The organism is Prauserella rugosa (assembly GCF_000719975.1).
GTDB classification, from domain to species: Bacteria; Actinomycetota; Actinomycetes; order Mycobacteriales; family Pseudonocardiaceae; genus Prauserella; species Prauserella rugosa.
Map to the genome: position 1 here is coordinate 286365 of NZ_JOIJ01000001.1, position 18669 is coordinate 305033.

Genomic DNA, 18669 nt, shown 5'->3' on the forward strand with positions numbered 1-18669 from the left:
ACAGGGCACCATCCCCACCGGCACCCCCAGCGGCACCGTCTCAGGCGGCAACTTCAGCGCCGCACGTCGGCTGCTGGCCGTGGCCGGCGTCGTGCTGGCCACACTGTTGGCCGCGGCGGGGCCTGCGTCGGCGCACAACACGCTGATCGAGTCCGATCCCGCCGAGGGCGCATCGCTCGACCGGGCACCGGACGAGGTCACGTTGACGTTCGACCAGCCGGTGCAGCGCGGCGCGGGTGACGGAGTCAACCAGATCGCCGTCACCGGTCCCGACGGCGGCCAGTGGCAGCGCGGCCAGGCGCAGGTCGACGGCACCAGCGTCACCACGGCGCTGCACCCGCTCGGCCCGAAGGGCGAGTACGTGATCGGGTACCGGATCCTGTCCGCCGACGGCCATGCGGTCACCGACGAGATCCGGTTCACGCTCACCCAGCACGGTCCCGGGGGCGACGAAGCACCCGGTCAGCCCGCCGACGCCGAGAACCAGGCCGACTCCGACACCGACGGTGGCGGAGTGCCGGTGTGGGTGTGGATCGTCGCCGCGGTCGCGTTGCTGGGTGTCGGCGTGACGGTGGCCCTGCGCGCCGGGTCCGGCCGCTCGTGAGCCCCACCGAGACCGCCTCGCGCCCGAGGGCCACGGTCCTGACCGGCCTGCTGACCGCCGCGCTGGCGGGGTCGCTGGTCGGGTTCGCGCTGACCGCGGCCGCCCCGGTTCGTGGGGTGGCCGCGGCGGGCGAGGCGGTCTCGGTCGGCATCCCGGTGGTGCGGGCGGTGATGAACGTCGCCGCCGTGACGACCGTCGGGCTCGCACTGCTGCCGGTGCTGCTCGGCGGTGAGCGGCCGAAGTTGGCCGCTCCGGTGCTCGCGGCAGCGCGGCCGGTGGCGATCGGCTCGGCGGCGGTGTGGGCGGCGGCCGCCGCCGGGACGCTGCTGTTGCAGTCGGCCGAGTACCGCCCGACCGACCCGGACGTCGCCGGTTACGTCGCCGACGTCGCGGCAGGCAAGGCGCTGCTCCTGGTCGCCGCGCTGGCACTCGTGCTGGCCGGATTGAACGCGGTGGCGCTGTGGCGCGCCTCCGCCGTTCCTCCCGAGGTGTGCGTCGGACTCGGACTGTTCGCGCTGTTGCCGCTGCCGGTGACCGGCCATGCGTCGGGGTGGTCGTTGCACGACTACGCGACGATCTCCATCGAGCTGCACGTGCTCGCGGCGGTCACCTGGACAGGAGGCCTGGGTGCTGTCGCGGCCGTGCTGGCAGGCAACCGGACACTGCTGGCCACGGCACTGCCCCGGTTCTCGACACTGGCCACGGTGTGCCTCGTCGCGGTGACCGTCACCGGGGCGTTCAACGCGGTCGTCGAACTGGGCGGCAACCAGGGCGACTCGCTCCTCGGGCTGTTGTTCGGCACCTCGTACGGCGTGCTGATCCTCGTCAAGGTGTGCTGCCTGGCCGGGGCCGCCTGCCTCGGGGGCTACCTGCGGATGCGCCTGCTGCCCCAGGTGCTGCGGCACCGCAGAACGGCGCTCGCGACCTGGGCGACCCTCGAACTGACCGTGCTCGGCCTCGCGTTCGGCTTCGCGGTGGTGCTGAGCCGCACCCCCGTCACCCCGTGATCCACGACCACACCCGGACGCGCCCGACCGGCGCGGAGTAACGATCCGCCCGCCGCCGGCGATCAGTCCGACCGAACATCACTGTGAAACACCGCTTCGGGACCCAAACGCCGAACGGTCAGTTTCTGTCGCCGAATGAAGGCTCGTCGTCACCCTCAGCGGTAACGCGCCCACTGGCGGTGCACGTCTCCGGAACGCAGATCCGCGATGCGCCGGTGCAGTTCCGCGCGCACCCGGTCGTCGCGCCCTGCGATGGGCAGCACGCTCGTGGCGAGCTTGAGCTCCCGCACCGCGCGCAGCACCTCGAAGCCCTCCCACGTGGTGACGTCGAAGCCGTAGCCGTCGGCCAGCGCGCGCTGCCACGACGGCGGGTCACCGAACCGCAGGCAGCCCACGGCGACGGGCGTGAGGTCCCACACCGGGGGTCCCGCGCACGCCGAGTCGAAGTCGCACAGCACGGGACCGTCGGGGCCGACGATGACGTTGCCCGCGTGCGCGTCGCCGTGCACCAGCGTGCCTGCCAGCGGAAACTCGAGCTTCGCCAGTAGCGCGTCGAGCTCGTCGCACCGGTCGGACAGGAAGGCGCGGTCGGACTCCGACAGTTCGGGTGCCGCCGCGATCCGGACCCGCACGTCCTCCAGCGGCGCCCACTCGGCCACGCCCTCCGGAGCGCCCGCGGCGTGCAGGGCGCGCAGGAGTTCGGCCAGCTCGGCCGGCTCGGCGCGCCTGCCCACGTCGGGCACGCGGTGCCACACGGTCGCCAGGTAGTCGCCCACACGCACCGGCTGGTCGACCTCGCCGACCAGGCGCACCGCGGGCACCGCATGCCGTTCGAGATGCTTCGCGACCTCGACGACCTTGCCCACCCGATGACTCAACGCTGGCGTGCCCACGATGCGCACCACCACCGGCCGGTCGCCCAGGGCGTACACCGCGTTGTTGGTGAATCGCAGCAGCGTGGCACCGCGAGGGTCGGAATCGAGCCGTGCGCAGACGGCTTCGAGCAGGTCGTCGAAGGGGTCGCCGGCTAGGCGAAGAATGCGTTCATCCGTTCGACGAAGTCCCGGGCGTCCGGGTTGTTCGACCTGCGCGTGGCCTCCTGCTTGAGCGGCTGCATGCGCTGCTCGATGCGGGCCGACTTGAGCCCCTCGGCCGAGTCGAGCGCCTTGCCGCCGATCCGGACGCCGTGGTCGATGTCGCCGTCGATCATGTGGTTGGTGGCCAGCATGCCGAGGTTGAACACCTTGCTGCGGGCCATCTCGTCGTTGTAGGCGTCGATGGCCCTGGTCAGCGCCGGAATCGCGTACTTGGTGTGGCTCGGGTCCGCGGCCTGCGCGAGCTCGGTGTGCACCGTGCCGACCATGGCGTGGACGTCGGTCTCGGTGAAGAACTTGACCCACGACTCGGCGTTGGCCAGATCGGCGCGCGCGAACTCGTCCCTCGTCCTGCCCAGCAGCTTCACGGCCTGCTCGGCGTTGCCCATCATCGCGTAGGCCCACGCCTCGTTGGCACACAGCACGGCGACCGCGAGTTCGGAGCCGGACTCCTGCGCCGCGATCTGGCCGAGCTGGAAGAGCTTCAACGCGTCGTTCGGCGCTTCCTGCGCCAGGTAGACGCGGCCCATGCGGTAGAGGATGTTGGCGACGAGCGGGTGGTTGTCACCCTGTTTGGCCAGGTTGAGCGCGTTGGCGAAGTGCCCACGGGCGGAGTCGATCAACCCGGTGTCGAACGACGTCCAGCCTGCGAGGCTGTGCAGGTCGGCCAGTGCGACGAACAGCCGCGACCGGACGACCTCGGTGCTGCTGGACTGCAACATCTGCTGCCCCCAGGACAGCTGTGCCACCACGGCGTCGCGGCAGAAACCGCCGCCGTACTGGTAATCGAGGGCGCGCAACGCTCTGGTCGCGGCCTCGACCTGCCGGACGTCGGTGACACCGATCCGTCCAGGCGCGGGGGTCCTTGCGGGGCTCGCGGCCCAGGCCTCCGCCGACGATCCGAAGACCGCGGCACCCATCGTGACCTGGGCGGCGTGCGCGAGGAACTTCCGCCGTTTCACGGACTCGTCCTCCTCAGCCTGCTGCTCGCCGGATGTTCCGGCGACCTGAATCTCGGTGGCCTCGTCGTAGGCGAGGCCCATGTATCCACGGGGGATGCCCAGACCGGTGGAGATCCTCGCCAGCACGTCGTAGGCCATGACCTGGCGGCCTTTGAGGATCTCCGAGACCTCGGACTGCGACTGGCCGGTCATCGCAGCGATCTGGCGTTGCGACACACCGTGCTTGCGCAGTTGGCGATAGACCTCGCTGACGTTGCGCACGGCGAGCGCGTCACGCATCTCCTTGCCCTCCCAGACCTGTGGGTCCAGGCGGCCCGGGGTGGCCTCGGATTTCTCCGGGTCCACACCGGCACCGGAGATGCGGGTGATCGCCGTTTCGTCAGAGATGTCCATGCGCCCCTCCACCGTCCTTCCGGGCGTCGTCAGCAGCGTAGGCACTTCACATTGAACCGCGCGAAAGTCGATTTGTGACCCCTGATCGGTTCTGCCGAACTCGATCGACCGCTTAACGGCCAGCCATTGCCGGTCGCCGCTGCCCGGCCCACCGAGCCTTCTTTCGTCGTTTGATTCATCGCAATCTAGTTCCCGAAGCGACGTGACCGCCCGAACACGGTCCGCGATCGCACGGGGTTCCAGCCGGATTCGTTCCAGCCGGATTCCCCGGGAGACCGAGAACCGAACGCCGACGACCCGCCAGGACGGAGACGACGTGGAGATGGCATCCCAGGCACCGCACGGTGCGTCGCCACTCACGCCCGTGTCGTCCCTGTCCGCCGCACGGTCGTCGGCCGGTGGCGATGTCGTGACCGTCGGAGCGACCCCCGACTTCGACGGCGTCGGCAGCATCGACGGCGTCGACGCCCCGGTTCCCGCCTCCAGGAAGCACTTCTCCCCGGTCCCCACAGCCGAACGGCACACGCCGGACGGCCGCCGTCCCGAGGACGGTTCGGCCGTGTGGCGCGTGCAGTGCGGTGACCTCATCGGCCGCGAACGCTGCGTGACGGTGTACGTGGACAACGACGACGTTGTGCTGGTCGGCCCGCCCGGTGAAACGGCGCGACTGACCGGCACCCAGCTCGGCCAACTCAGGGCCGCGCTCGGCGAAGCCGCCAAGCTGGCGGAAAGGTGACGGTGACTTCCCAGTGGATCAGATCCTCGGCCAAGTGCTCCGCAACGCGGTGTGGGAACGGCTGGACATGCTGTCCGACCTCGCGGACCGTGCCGACGAGCCCTCGCTCGTCTCGGTGGCACGTTCGGAGCTGCCCCGACTGACCGACGGATGGAAGGAGATGCTGCGGTCACACGAGCCCGACGACCGCGGTGACTGCCCGACGTGTTCGACCCGCTGGCACCGGGTGAAAGCCCCGTGCACGGTGTGGCAGGTCGCACACGAGCACCTCGTGGCAGGCGGGCTGGCCACCGGTCAGCCGACGAAGCGGAAGCTCCGCAGGCGCGCGGCGTCCCCCGCGCACGCGGCGGCGGAGTCGACCACCCGGGTCCCCGAACAGCCCGGGCCCTCCGAGCGAACGGGCAGGCATGCGCTGGTTTCGCCGCCGTCCGCCCGGCATGCCGTGACCGGTTCCCCGACCCGGTAAGCGGCACACGACGACGGGTTGTCACCCGTCCCCGGCCGGCGGCCGGCTCGTCCGTACCCCCGAGCGAGACGAGTCGGCTGCCGGTCTCCCAACGGGGATTAATCGGAAATCCCGTCTTTCGTTCGCTGGCGGACGCAGTAATCGCCAGTTAGGTTGGGCGGCGACAGCGCGTCAACAACTTCACAAGGTAATCCCGCGGACCGACCCCCGATTAACTCGGACGGCCGGATCCCCCGACCGCGGATGTAGCCCGCAGTAGTTCCCCGCCTACGCAAGGGCCCCGATCCCCGCGGGCCGGTGTCGAAGATTCCCCCTCCCCCGACCGACACCGGCCCGCGGTCCCACAGACCGGCGAATCCATGATCACTCGACGGTGAACCGCATACCGGCGGCGTTAGAGTTCCCCACGCACAGTGAGGGAGCCACACGTGTCCGAGAACCATTCCGATCTGCCGCCACTCCGCCGCAAACCGGTCCAGGAGCGCAGCGCCAAACGCGTCGAACGGATGCTCGACGCCGGCGCCGAGTTGCTGGCCGAGGTCGGTTACGACGGCTTGACCACGACACTCGTTGCCAAGCGCGCGGGCGTGGCCGTGGGCTCGCTGTACCAGTTCTTCCCCGACAAGCGCGCGATCGTCCAGGCGCTGACCCATCGCAACCTCGACCGGTTCGTCACCGCCGTGGGCGAGCGGTTGCGCGGCGTCGACCACCAGAGCTGGTGGGAGGTCGTGGACGCGCTCCTCGACATCTACCTGCACATGCACCGCGACGTGCCAGGGTTCTCCCAGGTGCATTTCGGCGACGTCGTCGACGTGCAGCTGCTCGACGAGCGGCGCACCAACAACGGCGTGATCACCGACGCGCTGGCCGATCTGGTCGCAGGCCACGTCGACCTGCCGCGTGAGGAACTCGACCTGCCGATCTCGATCGCCGTCGAGGCGGCCGACTCGCTGCTGAAGTTCGCCTTCCGCGCCGATCCGGCAGGTGACGAGAAGGTCGTCGCCGAGACCAAGGCGCTCATCAAGACCTACCTGGCGAGCCGCTTCGGCGACTGACCCGGAAGCCCCCGAGGGCCCCATAGTCGCGTTGAACGCGACTATGGGGCCCTTGGGAGCATTGGCCGTCAGCCGAAGGACTGGTCCTCGCCGCGGTAGGTCGGCACCGACGAGACCACCTGGGCTCCGCGCACCAGGTGGTAGGTGGTGAACCGTTCGGCAAGCTCGCCCGCCTTGGCGTGCCGGAACCACACGCGATCGCCCGGCCGCAGGCCGGCGGCGGCCTTGCCCTTGACCGGTGTCTGCACCTCACCCGCTCCCTCGACGCCCAGCAGGCTCAGGCCGGCCGGGGCGACGGGTGTCGGCAACCGTGAGGGATGCGCGGGTCCCGAGCCGATGTAGCCGCCCGCGAACACGGTCGCGATGTTCCCCGTCGGCCTGCGCACCACGGGCAGGGCGAACAGCGCCGCGGGTGCGGGCGTGAAGGTGGTGTAGTCGTCGAACAGGCCGGGACCGAGCAGGCCCGATCCGGCGGCGATCTCGGTGACGGACCGGTCGCGGCCCGTCGACTCGATGCTGCCGGTACCTCCGCCGTTGACGAACTCCAGGTCGGCGACGCTGCGGACCGCCGCGACGGCCGCACCGCGCCGCCTAGCCAGTTCCTCCGCCGACCGGCGCTGCATCCAGCGGACCAGTCGCGACTGCGGACCACGCCCGCCGTCGGGCACGCCGGCGATCTGCCCCTCGTAGGCCATCATGCCGACGAGCCGGAAGCCGCGCCTGCGCACGATCTGCGAGGCCAGCGCGTGCGCCGACCGGGGCCGGAACACCGGTGACCTGCGCGTGCCGACGTGCAGACCGGGCGCGGGCCGCCACGACGCGTCGAGCTCGAGGGCGACGCGGATCTCCGGGTGCGCGGGACCGAGCGCGGCGTCCACGACGTCGAGGTGGTCGGCCGAGTCGACCATGATCGTGATGGCCGCACGCGCGGCGTCGTCGGCGGCGAGTGCGCGTAACGCGGCGTGGTCGACGGTCGGGTACGCGACGACGAGGTCGTCGCAGAGACCGCCGCGGTGCAGCCAGAGCGCCTCGGGCAGCGAGTAACACAGCACTCCCCGGAACCCCGGCTTCGCGAGCACCCGTTCGAGCAGCTGCCTGCAGCGCACCGACTTGCTGGCCACCCTGATCGGCGTGCCGGCACCGCGCCGCACGAGGTCGTCGGCGTTGGCGTCGAACGCGTCGAGATCAACAACCGCCAATGGAGGGTCGAGATCCTTGGTCGCTGCGTCGTACGCTGCGGCGTTCACGGTGGTCACGCCGATTACCGTACGTCAGAATGCCTTGAAACGCGAAATGTATTCACGTACTACTGAACGACCCTCACGCAGGCAGGTGATCACGTGACGACGTGGACGAACTGGTCCGGCACTGCCACGGCGAGCCCGCAACGGACGCCGAGACCGCGCAGTCTCGCCGAGATCAGCGACGCCGTGCGCCAGGCGGCCGACGCCGGCATGCGCGTGCGCCCGCTGGGCAGCGGCCATTCGTTCACGGGCATCGCGGCCACCGACTCGGTGGCGCTCGACCTCACCGAGTGGGCGGGCGTCGTCGACGCCGACCGTGAGACGGGCCTGGTCACCGTGCGGTCGGGCACCACGCTGCACCGGCTCAACACCGAGCTGGCCCGGGTCGGGCTGGCGATGACCAACCTCGGCGACATCGACGAACAGACCGTCGCCGGCGCCATCTCGACCGGTACGCACGGCACGGGTGCGGCCTTCGGTGGCCTGGCAACGCAGGTCAGGGGCCTGGAACTGGTGCTGGCCGACGGGTCGGTGGTGACGTGTTCGGCCGACGAGCAGCCGGAACTGTTCGCCGCGGCACGCGTGGGGCTCGGCGCACTCGGCGTGATCACCACGGTGACGCTGCAGTGCGAACCGTCGTTCGTGCTCGCCGCCCACGAGGGGCCCGAACCGCTCGACGGCGTGCTCGAGTCGTTCGACGAGCACGCCGACAGCAACGACCACTTCGAGTTCTACTGGTTCCCCTACGGACGCAACGCCCTGGTCAAGCGCAACAACCGGGTGCCGGGTCCCGCCGCACCGCTGTCGAGGGTGCGTGAGTTCGTCGACTACACGCTCACCGAGAACGCGGCCTTCGGCACGCTGTGCAGGCTCGGCCGCGCGGTGCCGCCGCTGGTGCCCACGCTGGGCCGGGTGTCGTCGGCGGCCCTGTCGACGCGGTCGTACAGCGACACGTCGTACCGGGTCTTCGCGACCCGACGGTCGGTGCGCTTCGTCGAGTCGGAGTGGGCGGTGCCGCGCGAATCGGTGCGGGACGTCCTCCGGGAAGCCCGCGCGCTGGTGCCGACCCTGCAGACGCCGGTCACCTTCCCCGCGGAGGTGCGGGTCGCCGCGGCCGACGACGTGTGGTTGTCGACGGCCTACGGCCGCGACACCGCCTACGTGGCGATTCACCAGTACGTCGGCATGCCCTATCGGGAGTACTTCCTGGCGTTCGCGTCGATCGCGGGCGCGGTGGGCGGACGTCCGCACTGGGGCAAGCTGCACGACCTGGACGCCTCGACGTTGCGGGAGCGGTATCCGCGGTTCGACGACTTTCTGCGCGTCGCCGCGGACACCGATCCGCGCGGGGTGTTCCGCAACGGCTACCTGGACCGCGTGCTGGGGCCGGTCAAAGGCGGCTGACGGCCTCGGCGATCGGCGTGTTGCCGGAGGTGAGTTCGACCGTCGAGCGGAAGGCGACGTCGTCGCTGAGCAGGGCCACGACCACGGCGGCCACGTCGTCGCGCGGCACGCTGCCCCGCGGGACGTCCTCGGCGAGCTGCACCATGCCGGTCGCGGGGTCGTCGGTAAGCCCGCCGGGCCGGAGGATGGTCCAGTCCAGGTCGCGTGCGCGCAGGTCGTCCTCGGCGGCGGCCTTGGCCCGCAGGTAGGCGGCGAAGACCTCGCCGACGGCGTCGGCGTCGATGGGCCCGTCGGTGCCCATGGCGCTGATCTGCACGAACCTGCGCACGCCCGCGCGTTCGGCCGCGTCGGCGAACAGCACTGCCGCGTCGCGGTCGACGGTCTCCTTGCGCGGGGCGCCACTGCCCGGCCCCGCGCCCGCGGCGAACACGGCCGCGTCGGCTCCCTCGAGAACGGATGCGACCTCGTCGACGGTCGCGTCCTCCAGATCGAGCACGGCGGGTTCGGCGCTCACCGCGCGCAGGTCGTCGATGTGGTCGGAGTTCCGGACGATGCCGACGGCCTGATCACCGTTCGCGGCAAGCCGCTTCTCGAGCAGGAGGGCGATCTTTCCATGTCCACCGGCGATGACAACACGCATGTTGACGAGACTACGCAGCGGCGCGGAGCGCCACAGGTTGGGCGGTGGTGGGAGACGGGTGGGCCTATGCAGCGGCGCGGAGCGCCACATGTTGCGCGCCGCCAGGTCGGGCGGCGCCCGGCGGTGGGCTTACGCGTGCTGGGCGGTCTCCTCGGCGGGGTCGGCGCCCGCGTCCTCGGCGGCGATGAGCCGCTCGTAGACGACCTCGTTGACCCAGCGCCACACGGCGTCCCTGCCGAGCAGGATGCGGTCCTGGTGGCTCTCGACGTCGAGGGTCACGTGTGCCTCGTCGTCGGCGGCCACCACGGCGACGCCGTAGGTACGGGCGCGGGGCAGGCAGTTGTCGACGTAGTCGTGGGTGAGCGTCATCGACTGCGGCAGCACCATGGCGGCCTCGCCGTAGCGGGAGAACGGCACCGTCGCGGCGAGACCGGTCCGCCAGTGGCGAGCCACCGCGAGCACGCCGACGACGTCGGCGGCGGGCGGCGGTGCCGTGTCGGCCAGCTCGGGCCACGTCCAGGTCGAGACCTGCGCGCGGTCGGTGACCGGCTCCTGGCCGAGTGCGATCCGCTCGGCGTGCGCGGCGGGGCGCAGCTTCGCCACGACGTAGACGCGCCTGCCGAACATCGTCAGCGGCGGCAGCACGAGGCCGCGCCAGCCGAGGGTCGCTGCGGCGTCGGCCGCGAGCTCGTCGACGTTCTCGGGCAGTTCGACGGGCGGGACCACCCGACTCGGCACCGAACGCGTTCCGTTCGCGCCGTTGGTGATCGTGGTCTGTCCGGGTGTCGCCGCCACGGATCTGCCTCCCCGTTCTCGTCTGCCGGCCGTCTTCGTCGGCCCTGTCACTTCGCGATACCGGCCCCTGCTCCGGGCTGCGCCTTCTCGGGCGCTGCCGAACCAGATTGCAACCGAAAACGGCCGACGTCTGCGGCCTGGCGGGGTAGCTGCGATCGACGGCGCCCAGCGGTCGGTGATCGGTCGGTGGGCGGTTCCGGAAATTCGGCCCGGCAGTGCTGCCGTATGGGTGACATGCGACTGAACGGGGGAAACGTGGGGAAATCGGGCCTGCACGGTGACGTTCACCGCTGCATGAGCCTGCGACGGGCGGTTAGGGTTTCCGTCGGCCGTGGCCGGGCTACCGCTGGTCCGTGCCGGCAGTGCGATACCGCGATGCCGGACCGGTCCAGGGCAGCACATCCCGGGCGCGGTGGCAACAGGTTCGGACAAGGTTCAACCGGAGGTTGAACCTTCTCTGCCCCGTCTGCCGCCGCCACCGAACCGCCAGCCGGCCCCGATCTCATGGGCTCCCACCACCCCGACTCCCACGACCCCGACCCCAACCCGACAGCCCAACCCCCGACAGCCACAGCGACAAGGAGGTCCGCGCGTGACACCGCGCCGTTCCGTTCTGTACATGCCCGGCGCGAACGAACGCGCGCTCGAGAAGGCCAAGACGCTGCCCGCCGACGCGTTGATCTTCGACCTCGAGGACGCGGTCTCGCCCGACGCGAAGGAATCCGCACGCGAGCGGGTCTGCGCGGCGGCCGCGTCCGGCGACTACGGCAAGCGCGAGGTCGCCATCCGCGTGAACGGTCTGGACACCGACTGGCACGACGCGGATCTGCGGGCCGCGGCGCAGGCCGGGCCCGCCGCCGTCGTGGTGCCGAAGGTGAACTCGGCACGCGACGTCATGACGATCGAGCGCGCACTGGAACTCAACGGTGCCCCCGAGCACACGATGATCTGGGCGATGCTCGAGACGCCGGTGGCGATGCTGCACGCCGAGGAGATCGCCTCGGCGAGCGAGCGGCTGACCGTCCTGGTGATGGGCACCAACGACCTCGCGAAGGAACTGCACGCGGAACCGGCGGCCGGGCGCGCACCGCTCGTCGCTGGACTGTCGCTGAGCCTGCTTGCCGCCCGCGCGGCCGGCAAGCAGATCCTGGACGGTGTCTACAACGACGTGCAGAACCTGGAGGGTTTCGAGGCCGAGGCGACCCAGGCGCGACAGTTCGGGTTCGACGGCAAGACGTTGATCCATCCCGGGCAGATCGAACCGTGCAACCGGGTGTTCGCTCCGTCGGACGAGGCGATCACCCGCGCGCGCAAGGTGATCGAGGCGTTCGAGAAGGCCAAGCGCGACGGCGACGCGGTGGTGACGGTGGACGGGCGCATGGTCGAGAACCTGCACGTCGCCGAGGCCGAGCGGGTGCTGGCCCTCGCCGAGGCCATCAAGGCCCGCTGACCGCCCCGTCCGCGCCGTCCGACCAGCCCGACCGGCCCGGTCGATGGCGCCGCCTGCGGTGGGAATCCCGCCGCAGGCGGTGTTGTTGAACCGGGCGTGGGTCTTCCGCCGTTGTCCGTGCTCGACCGGGCCTCCGTTCGCAGGGGCCGGGAGCCTGCGGAGGCACTGCGGGAGACGGTGGAGTTCGCCCGCGAGATCGAACGGCTGGGGTATCGCCGGTTCTGGGTCGCCGAACACCACGGCGTGCCGGGGGTCGCGGGTGCGGCTCCGACGGTGCTGGCCGCGGCGCTCGGTGCGGCGACGTCCACCATCCGCATCGGTACCGGTGGGGTGATGCTGCCCAACCACCGGCCGCTCGTCGTGGCCGAGCAGTTTGGCACGCTGGCCTCGCTCCATCCAGGCAGGGTCGACATGGGACTCGGCCGTTCGGTCGGGTTCACCGGCGCCGTGCGCGCCGCACTGGGTGCGGACAAGTCCGACGCCGCGCGGTTCGGCGACGATGTCCGCGAGCTGCTCGGCTACCTCGACGGTGCGCATCGCGTGCACGCCGTTCCCGCCGAAGGTCTGCACCTTCCGACCTTCGTGCTGGCCACCGGTGCGGGCGCGGACATCGCGGCGGAACTCGGCCTGTCGCTGGTCATCGCACCGCTGGGGCACACCGACGAATCGGGCGGACACGACCGGCTCGCCGAACGGGTCCGTCGGTACCGGGAACGCTTCCGCCCTCGCCGCGAGCACCGCGCCGATCCACCCGGGCGGTGGTCCGAACCGTATGTCGTCGTGTCGACCGCCGTCGCGGTCGCCGACACGCGCGAACGGGCGCGCAGGCTGCTGCTTCCGGAGGCGTGGTCGTTGGTCCGTTCCCGCATCGACGGAGCGTTCCCGCCGCTGGTCGCACCCGAGGACATCCCCGAGCCCGACGACCGGGAACGGCGCTACCTCGACGACGCGCTCCGCGGGCAGATCCACGGCACCGCCGACGACGTCGCCGCGGAGCTGTCCACGCTGAGCGAGCGGGCAGGCGCGGACGAACTGCTCATCACGATGAGCACCCACGACCGCGCCGACATGCTCGACTCCTACACCCGCCTGGCCAGGCTGGCCTGACCGGACGGATCAGACGATGTTGGCGCCCGCGTCCACCGGCAGCGTGGCACCGGTGATGTAGCGCGCCTCGTCGCTGGCGAGGAACAACACCGCGTTGCTGATGTCGATGCTCTCCACCCACGGCACGTCGAGTGCGTTGAGCGAGGTGAACCCGGGGATCGCCTTGTCCTGTGTCGGTTCCGGATCTCCCGGTGCGAACATCGAGTAGACGCCCGGGTTCTGGATCATCGTGGTGTCCACATTGGTCGGGTGGACGGTGTTGACCCGGATCGCGTGCGGAGCGAGTTCGTTGGCCATGGTCCGCATGAGGCCCACGATGCCGTGCTTGGCCGACACGTAGTGCCCGACGTGCTGGATTCCCTTGAACCCGCCGATGGAGCTGGTGAACACGATCGACCCGCCCCTGCCTGCCTCGATCATCGCGGGCACGGCGACCTTCGCGGTGTGCCAGACGCCGGTCAGGTTGACGTCGATCATTTCCTTCCACTGCTGCGGAGTGAGCTCCCACGCCTTGGTGAAGGCCGTCGCGATCCCCGCGTTGGCCACGACCGTGTCGATGCGCCCGAGTTCGGCGAGCCCGTGGTCGAACGCCTTCTGGAGTGAACCGAGGTCGCGCACGTCGACCTTCTGGGTCACCGCTTTCCGGCCGAGATCACCGACGAGCTTCGCCGTGCCCGCCAGATCCTCCCGCGTGGCCAGCGAGTAACACGACGTCACCGTTTCGATGTCCTCGCAGATGTCGACCGCGATGATGTCCGCGCCTTCCTCCGCGAGCCGCACCGCGTGGCTTCTGCCCTGCCCGCGCGCAGCTCCGGTGATGAAGGCGACCTTGCCTGCCATCCGACCCGCCATCACTTGCCTCCCTGAGACCGCCGTCACACGCGAGGAAGTGTTCTCCGTGGCCTAATCCATGTCAAGGATTAGCAGAATTACGACCACTCGAAGAACGGAAGATGCAGGTCAGAGCTGTTCGAAGAGTGCGGCCGCGCGCAACACGTCGACGTCGGCGAATCGCCTGCCCGCGATCTGCAGCCCGATGGGAAGGCCGTCGGGCGTGCGTCCACAGTCGACGGACACGGCGGGTTGGCCGGACATGTTGTACGGCACCGTGAACGCGATGTGCTCGAACGGACGGGACGGATCACCGGTGGCCGACGGTGCGTCGAACGCCGGCGGCGACACCGGGCACGTCGGGGAGAGCACCACGTCGAAGTGCTGCGTGGCGTGCAGCGTCGCGACAGCGATCCGGTCCATCTGCGCGAAACCGTCGTAGACCTCGACCCCCGACAGTCCCTCCGCCGACCGCCCCCACTCGACGATGTACGGCAGCACCTTCGACTCGTCGAGCGTGGCCAGTTCCGACAGCATGCGGGTCCGCCAGAAGCGGTCGAGTCCGTCGATCATCCCGCGGGTGAGCCACGGCCGCACGGGTTCGACCGTGGCGCCGGCGTCGGCGAACCGCCTCGCCGCAGCCTGCACCGCGTCGGCGACCGCGGGTTCGACCGGCAGCCCGACACCGGGGTCGAGCTGCACCCCGACACGCAGCGACGCCGGGTCGGCGGGTGGGCACGTCCAGTCGAGCGTCGCGGGCGGCAGCGACAGGTGATCGCGTTCGTCCGGCAGTGACAGCACCCGCATCAGCAGTGCGGCGTCGGCCACCGTGCGCGTCATCGGCCCGACCGCACGCCCTGGAAACGGCGGATCCACCGGTACCCGGCCGAAACTCGGCTTGAGACCGACGATTCCGCACCATCCTGCGGGCAGCCGGATCGAACCGCCGATGTCCGTGCCGACGTGCAACGGCCCGTACCCGGCTGCGGCCGCCGCCCCCGCTCCTGCGCTTGATCCGCCAGGTGTGCGGCTGTGATCCCAGGGATTGCGGGTGGCGATGTGGAAACTGGACAGTCCGGAGGTGAGCATGCCGAAGTCCGGCATCGTCGTCTTGGCCAGCAGCACCCCGCCCGATTCCCGGACGCGCGACGCGGCAGGTGCGTCCTCGGCGGCAGGTGTGTGATCACTCGCCGCGGTGCCCATCGGCTTGGGCGTCCCACGGGTGGCGATGTTCTCCTTCAACGTCAGGGGAACACCGTCGATCGGCCCGGCCGGTGCGCCGTCGGCCCAGCGCCGTTCGGACGCCTTCGCCGCCGCACGGGCCGCATCGGGGTCGTAGGCGTAGAGCGCGTGCAACTCCGGTTCCCGCGCGTCGATGTGGTCGAGCACGGCATCGGTCGCCTCGACCGGGGACAGGCTGCCTGCACGGTAGGCCGCCACCAGTTCGGTCGCCGACATCATCACGGGATCGGACATCGTCACTCCTTTTCGGACAGCACCGTCTCGAGCGTGGGCGCCGCGGCGACGAGACTGCGCGTGTACTCGCTGCGCGGCGCGTCGTAGACGTCGGCGACCGGGCCCTGCTCGACGATCTCGCCGCGTCGCATGACGGCCACCTCGTCGCACACCCTGCGCACGACGCCCAGGTCGTGCGATACGAACACCATGGTGAGCGAGAACTCGCCCGCCAAGCGGTCGAGCAGGTCCAGGATCTGTTTGCGGACCAGCACGTCGAGCGCGCTGACGGCCTCGTCGGCGATCAGCACCTCCGGCCGGGGCGCGAGCGCACGTGCGATGGAGATCCGCTGCCGTTGCCCGCCCGAGAACTGGTGCGGGTACTTGCGGCCCGCATCGCCGGGCAGGCCGACGGCGTCGAGGAGTTCGGCGACGCGCTCGTCCCGGCCGCGGGCCCGGCCCAGGGGTTCGCTGATGATGTCGCGCACGCGCATCCGCGGGTCGAGCGACCCCATCGGGTCCTGGAAGACGATCTGCAGCCGCTTGCGCAGGAAGCCGAGGTCGCGGTCGCGCAGGTGATCGATGCGCGTGCCGTCGAAGGTGACACTGCCGCCGGTGGGCCGGTCCAGCGCGGCGAGCAGCCGGACCACGGTGGACTTCCCGGATCCGGACTCGCCCACGATGCCGAACCGGCTGCCGCGCCGCACGTCGAAGGACACGCCACGCAGCGCCTCCACGCCACCTCGGTAGGTCCGTTCGAGATCGCGGACCGACACGAGCACGTCGCCGTCGGTCGCGGTGCCGGTTCGGGCCTCGCCGTCGTTCGGTCCGCCGGTCACAGTGCCGCCTCCACGAGTCGGCGCGTGTACTCGTGCTCCGGTTCGGACAACACCGCGCGCACGGGCCCCTCCTCGATGATGCGGCCGTCGCGGCACACCAGCACGCGTTCGCACACCGAGGCCACGACGGCGAGGTCGTGGGTGATGAACAGCAACGTCGTGCCGCGTTCCCGGACGGCCTCGGCGATGAGCTCCAGCACCTGGGCCTGCACGGTGACGTCGAGCGCCGTCGTGGGTTCGTCGCAGAGCAGCAGTGCCGGGTCGTTGGCCAGCGCGGCCGCGAGCAGCACCCGCTGCCGTTGCCCACCGGACAATTCGTGCGGGTAGGCGCGGGCGGTGCGCTCGGGCAGGCCGACGCGGTCGAGCAGTTCGCGGGCGCGATCGGTCGCCTCGCGCCGGGAGGTGCCGTGCACGGTCAGCGCCTCGGCGACCTGCCTGCCGACGCGCATCGCCGGGTTGAGCGCCGTCATCGGCTCCTGGAACACCATGCCCAGTTCCTTGCCCCGCAGCCGCGACAGGGTGCGTTCCGAGGCACCGACGAGTTCGCGGTCGCCGAACCGCACCGAGCCCGACGCGGTCAGCCCCTCCGGCAGCAGGCCCATGATCGCCGACGCGGTGAGCGACTTTCCCGAACCGGACGCGCCGATGAGACCGACCCGTTCGCCGGGGGCGAGCGTGAACGACACGTCGTCGACGAACCGCCGTTCCCCCTGCGCCACCGTGAGTCCCTCGACGCTCACCAGCGCCTCCCCGAAGGTGCTCCCAAGGGCCCCATAGTTGCGTTCAACGCGACCATAGGGCCCTTGGGAGTAGTCACCTTGTGTCATCGGCGTACCTCCACCCGCGGATCGAAGCGGTCACGGAGGCCGTCGCCGAGGAGGTTGAATCCGAGCACCGCGACGGCGATCGCCGCGCCGGGCACGAGCGCCAACCGCGCGTCGACGGCGAGCAGTTCCTGCGACTCCTGCAGCATGCGGCCCCACGACGGCGTCGGCGGGGCCGTGCCGAAGCCGAGGAACGACAACGCCGCCTCGGCCAGCACGGCGATCGCGAACGACACCGAAGCCTGCACCACCACCATGCTCGAGATGTTCGGCAACACGTGCCGCCACGCGATCCACGACCGCGAACGCCCACCCGCCCGCGCGGCCAACGTGTACTCGCGGGACAGCACCTGCAACGTGCCCGCCCTCGCGACGCGCGCGAACGACGGCACCGTCGACACCCCGATCGCGATCATCGCCGTCAACGTGCTCGCCCCGTAGACCGCGCCGAGCATGATCGCCAGCAACAACGCGGGGAACGCCAGTACGAGGTCGCTGGTGCGCATCACCAGCTCCCCCAGCCACCGCGGCCCCATCGCCGAGAGCACGCCGAGCGGCACGCCCACCACCGCGGCCAGGCCCACGGCGACGATGCCCACGTACAACGTGGTGCGCGCGCCCACCATCAGCTGGCTGGCGACGTCCCTGCCGAACTTGTCGGTCCCCAGTAGGTGGTCGGCCGTCGGGCCGAGCAGCCGCACACTCGCGTCGACGGCCAGCGGATCGTGCGGGGTCCACACGAACGACACGAGAGCGACCGCCACGACCACTCCGACCAGGACCGCACCCGCGACGAGGTTTCCGCGCATCACGACCTCCGCAGCCGAGGATCGAGGAGCGTGTAGGCGACGTCCACCAGGAAGTTCACCAGCAGCACACCCACCACGAGCACGAGCACGATCGCCTGCACGGTCAGCAGGTCGCGCGCGGCGACGGCGTCGAGCAACATGCTGCCCAGTCCCGGAAGCACGAACACCCGCTCGATGACGACGGCACCGACCAGCAACGTCGCGAGCTGCAGACCGAGGACCGTGACGACGGGCACCGCGGCGTTGCGCAGACCGTGCCGCACCAGCGCGGCCTGGGGGCGCAGTCCCTTCGCGCGGGCCGTGCGCAGGAAGTCCTCCCGCTGCACGTCGAGCACGGCCGAGCGCACGTACCGCGTCAACACCGCGCCCTGCACCAGGCCGAGCGACACCGCGGGAAGGATCAGTCCCCGCAGCCATTCGCCGACGTCGTAGGCGGGCGGCGTCCACCCTCCGGAGGGCAGCCAGCCGAGCCGCACGGCGAAGATCTGCACCAGGATGATGCCGGCCAGGAACGCGGGCACGGCGACACCCAGCTGCGCGGCCGCCGACACCGCGACGCCGCTCGGCCTGCGGTGCCGCACCGCGGCGAGCACACCCATCGGCACCGCGATCGCCAACGCGATCAGCATGCCCGCACCCACCAGCCAGAGCGTGACCCCGAGCCGGTCGACCAGCTGCGGCCCGATCGGCTCCTTCGTCACGTACGACGTGCCGAAGTCGCCGGTCAGCAGGCCGCCCACCCAGTCGAGGTACTGCACCACCAGTGGGCGGTCCAGCCCGAACTCCTGCCGGGTCTGCTCGACGAGTTCGGGTGTGGCGTTCACCCCGAGCGCCACCTGCGCCGGGTCACCTGGCAGCACCGCCATGAACGCGAACACCACGATCGACGCGACGAGCACGCTGGCGACGAAGATCGCCGTCCGGCGCAGCAACGGCCATGCGGTCATCGTCGCC

19 protein-coding genes are annotated in these 18669 nt (G+C 70.8%); 8 read left to right on the forward strand and 11 right to left on the reverse strand.

What is annotated here, in order from left to right; all coding sequences use genetic code 11:
• Positions 1 to 70: 70 nt before the first annotated feature.
• Both IF64_RS0101410 and IF64_RS0101415 read left to right on the forward strand, forming a co-directional pair.
• Positions 71 to 604 carry a copper resistance CopC family protein gene (locus IF64_RS0101410; protein ID WP_030530128.1) on the forward strand — a complete coding sequence of 178 codons (534 nt, stop codon included), beginning with the start codon at positions 71 to 73 and terminating at the stop codon, positions 602 to 604.
• A complete protein-coding gene (locus IF64_RS0101415; RefSeq protein ID WP_030530129.1) occupies positions 601 to 1611 on the forward strand; it encodes a copper resistance D family protein in 1011 nt (336 codons plus the stop codon). The genes IF64_RS0101410 and IF64_RS0101415 overlap by 4 nt, the downstream gene beginning before the upstream one ends.
• A 155-nt stretch (positions 1612 to 1766) precedes the next feature.
• On the opposite strand, the gene IF64_RS0101420 is transcribed toward IF64_RS0101415, so the two are convergent.
• Positions 1767 to 2651 carry a phosphotransferase enzyme family protein gene (locus IF64_RS0101420; RefSeq protein ID WP_030530130.1) on the reverse strand — a complete coding sequence of 295 codons (885 nt, stop codon included), beginning with the start codon at positions 2649 to 2651 and terminating at the stop codon, positions 1767 to 1769.
• Entirely contained in the window at positions 2639 to 3946 is a 1308-nt protein-coding gene (locus IF64_RS0101425) for an NsdA family TPR-like regulatory protein (protein ID WP_425468484.1), read from the reverse strand. Before IF64_RS0101425 ends, IF64_RS0101420 begins: the two co-directional genes overlap by 13 nt.
• Positions 3947 to 4376: 430 nt before the next feature.
• On the opposite strand from IF64_RS0101425, the gene IF64_RS25090 reads away from it, so the two are divergent.
• The 3 genes from IF64_RS25090 to IF64_RS0101440 all read left to right on the forward strand — a co-directional run bounded on the left by IF64_RS25090 (position 4377) and on the right by IF64_RS0101440 (position 6317).
• Positions 4377 to 4796 carry a hypothetical protein gene (locus IF64_RS25090; RefSeq protein ID WP_036875518.1) on the forward strand — a complete coding sequence of 140 codons (420 nt, stop codon included), beginning with the start codon at positions 4377 to 4379 and terminating at the stop codon, positions 4794 to 4796.
• Between the two features lie 13 nt (positions 4797 to 4809).
• Entirely contained in the window at positions 4810 to 5262 is a 453-nt protein-coding gene (locus IF64_RS0101435) for a hypothetical protein (protein ID WP_030530132.1), read from the forward strand.
• Between the two features lie 428 nt (positions 5263 to 5690).
• Positions 5691 to 6317: a TetR/AcrR family transcriptional regulator gene (locus IF64_RS0101440; RefSeq protein WP_030530133.1), complete on the forward strand. Its 627-nt coding sequence runs from the start codon at positions 5691 to 5693 to the stop codon at positions 6315 to 6317.
• 68 nt (positions 6318 to 6385) lie between these two features.
• Here IF64_RS0101440 and IF64_RS0101445 read toward each other — a convergent pair whose 3' ends face one another.
• Positions 6386 to 7573, reverse strand: coding sequence for an amino acid deaminase/aldolase (locus tag IF64_RS0101445; protein WP_036875519.1), 1188 nt, complete (start codon positions 7571 to 7573; stop codon positions 6386 to 6388).
• 84 nt (positions 7574 to 7657) lie between these two features.
• On the opposite strand from IF64_RS0101445, the gene IF64_RS0101450 reads away from it, so the two are divergent.
• Complete coding sequence (locus IF64_RS0101450; protein WP_030530135.1) at positions 7658 to 8965, forward strand: D-arabinono-1,4-lactone oxidase; 1308 nt, start codon at positions 7658 to 7660, stop codon at positions 8963 to 8965.
• Here IF64_RS0101450 and IF64_RS0101455 read toward each other — a convergent pair.
• Positions 8952 to 9605 (reverse strand): NAD(P)H-binding protein, encoded by a 654-nt coding sequence (locus IF64_RS0101455; protein WP_030530136.1) that lies wholly within the window; start codon positions 9603 to 9605, stop codon positions 8952 to 8954. The genes IF64_RS0101450 and IF64_RS0101455 overlap by 14 nt on opposite strands.
• Before the next feature lie 129 nt (positions 9606 to 9734).
• A complete protein-coding gene (locus tag IF64_RS0101460; protein ID WP_030530137.1) occupies positions 9735 to 10400 on the reverse strand; it encodes a hypothetical protein in 666 nt (221 codons plus the stop codon).
• Positions 10401 to 10992: 592 nt separating this feature from the next.
• Between IF64_RS0101460 and IF64_RS0101465 the strand changes: the two genes are divergently transcribed.
• Complete coding sequence (locus IF64_RS0101465; protein WP_030530138.1) at positions 10993 to 11850, forward strand: HpcH/HpaI aldolase/citrate lyase family protein; 858 nt, start codon at positions 10993 to 10995, stop codon at positions 11848 to 11850.
• A gap of 96 nt (positions 11851 to 11946) precedes the next feature.
• Complete coding sequence (locus tag IF64_RS0101470) at positions 11947 to 12957, forward strand: MsnO8 family LLM class oxidoreductase (RefSeq protein WP_030530139.1); 1011 nt, start codon at positions 11947 to 11949, stop codon at positions 12955 to 12957.
• Between the two features lie 9 nt (positions 12958 to 12966).
• Here the strand turns inward: IF64_RS0101470 and IF64_RS0101475 are convergent, their stop codons facing one another.
• From IF64_RS0101475 to IF64_RS0101500, 6 genes are all read right to left on the reverse strand, one after another.
• Positions 12967 to 13809: a mycofactocin-coupled SDR family oxidoreductase gene (locus tag IF64_RS0101475; RefSeq protein WP_030530140.1), complete on the reverse strand. Its 843-nt coding sequence runs from the start codon at positions 13807 to 13809 to the stop codon at positions 12967 to 12969.
• A 108-nt stretch (positions 13810 to 13917) separates the two neighbouring features.
• Positions 13918 to 15264 (reverse strand): amidase, encoded by a 1347-nt coding sequence (locus tag IF64_RS0101480; RefSeq protein ID WP_030530141.1) that lies wholly within the window; start codon positions 15262 to 15264, stop codon positions 13918 to 13920.
• Positions 15265 to 15266: 2 nt separating this feature from the next.
• Positions 15267 to 16025, reverse strand: coding sequence for an ABC transporter ATP-binding protein (locus IF64_RS0101485; protein WP_030530142.1), 759 nt, complete (start codon positions 16023 to 16025; stop codon positions 15267 to 15269).
• Between the two features lie 53 nt (positions 16026 to 16078).
• Positions 16079 to 16822: an ABC transporter ATP-binding protein gene (locus IF64_RS0101490; RefSeq protein ID WP_030530143.1), complete on the reverse strand. Its 744-nt coding sequence runs from the start codon at positions 16820 to 16822 to the stop codon at positions 16079 to 16081.
• An 83-nt stretch (positions 16823 to 16905) separates the two neighbouring features.
• Positions 16906 to 17715, reverse strand: coding sequence for an ABC transporter permease (locus tag IF64_RS0101495; RefSeq protein ID WP_030530144.1), 810 nt, complete (start codon positions 17713 to 17715; stop codon positions 16906 to 16908).
• Entirely contained in the window at positions 17715 to 18662 is a 948-nt protein-coding gene (locus tag IF64_RS0101500; protein ID WP_030530145.1) for an ABC transporter permease, read from the reverse strand. Before IF64_RS0101500 ends, IF64_RS0101495 begins: the two co-directional genes overlap by 1 nt.
• Between the last annotated feature and the right edge of the window lie 7 nt (positions 18663 to 18669).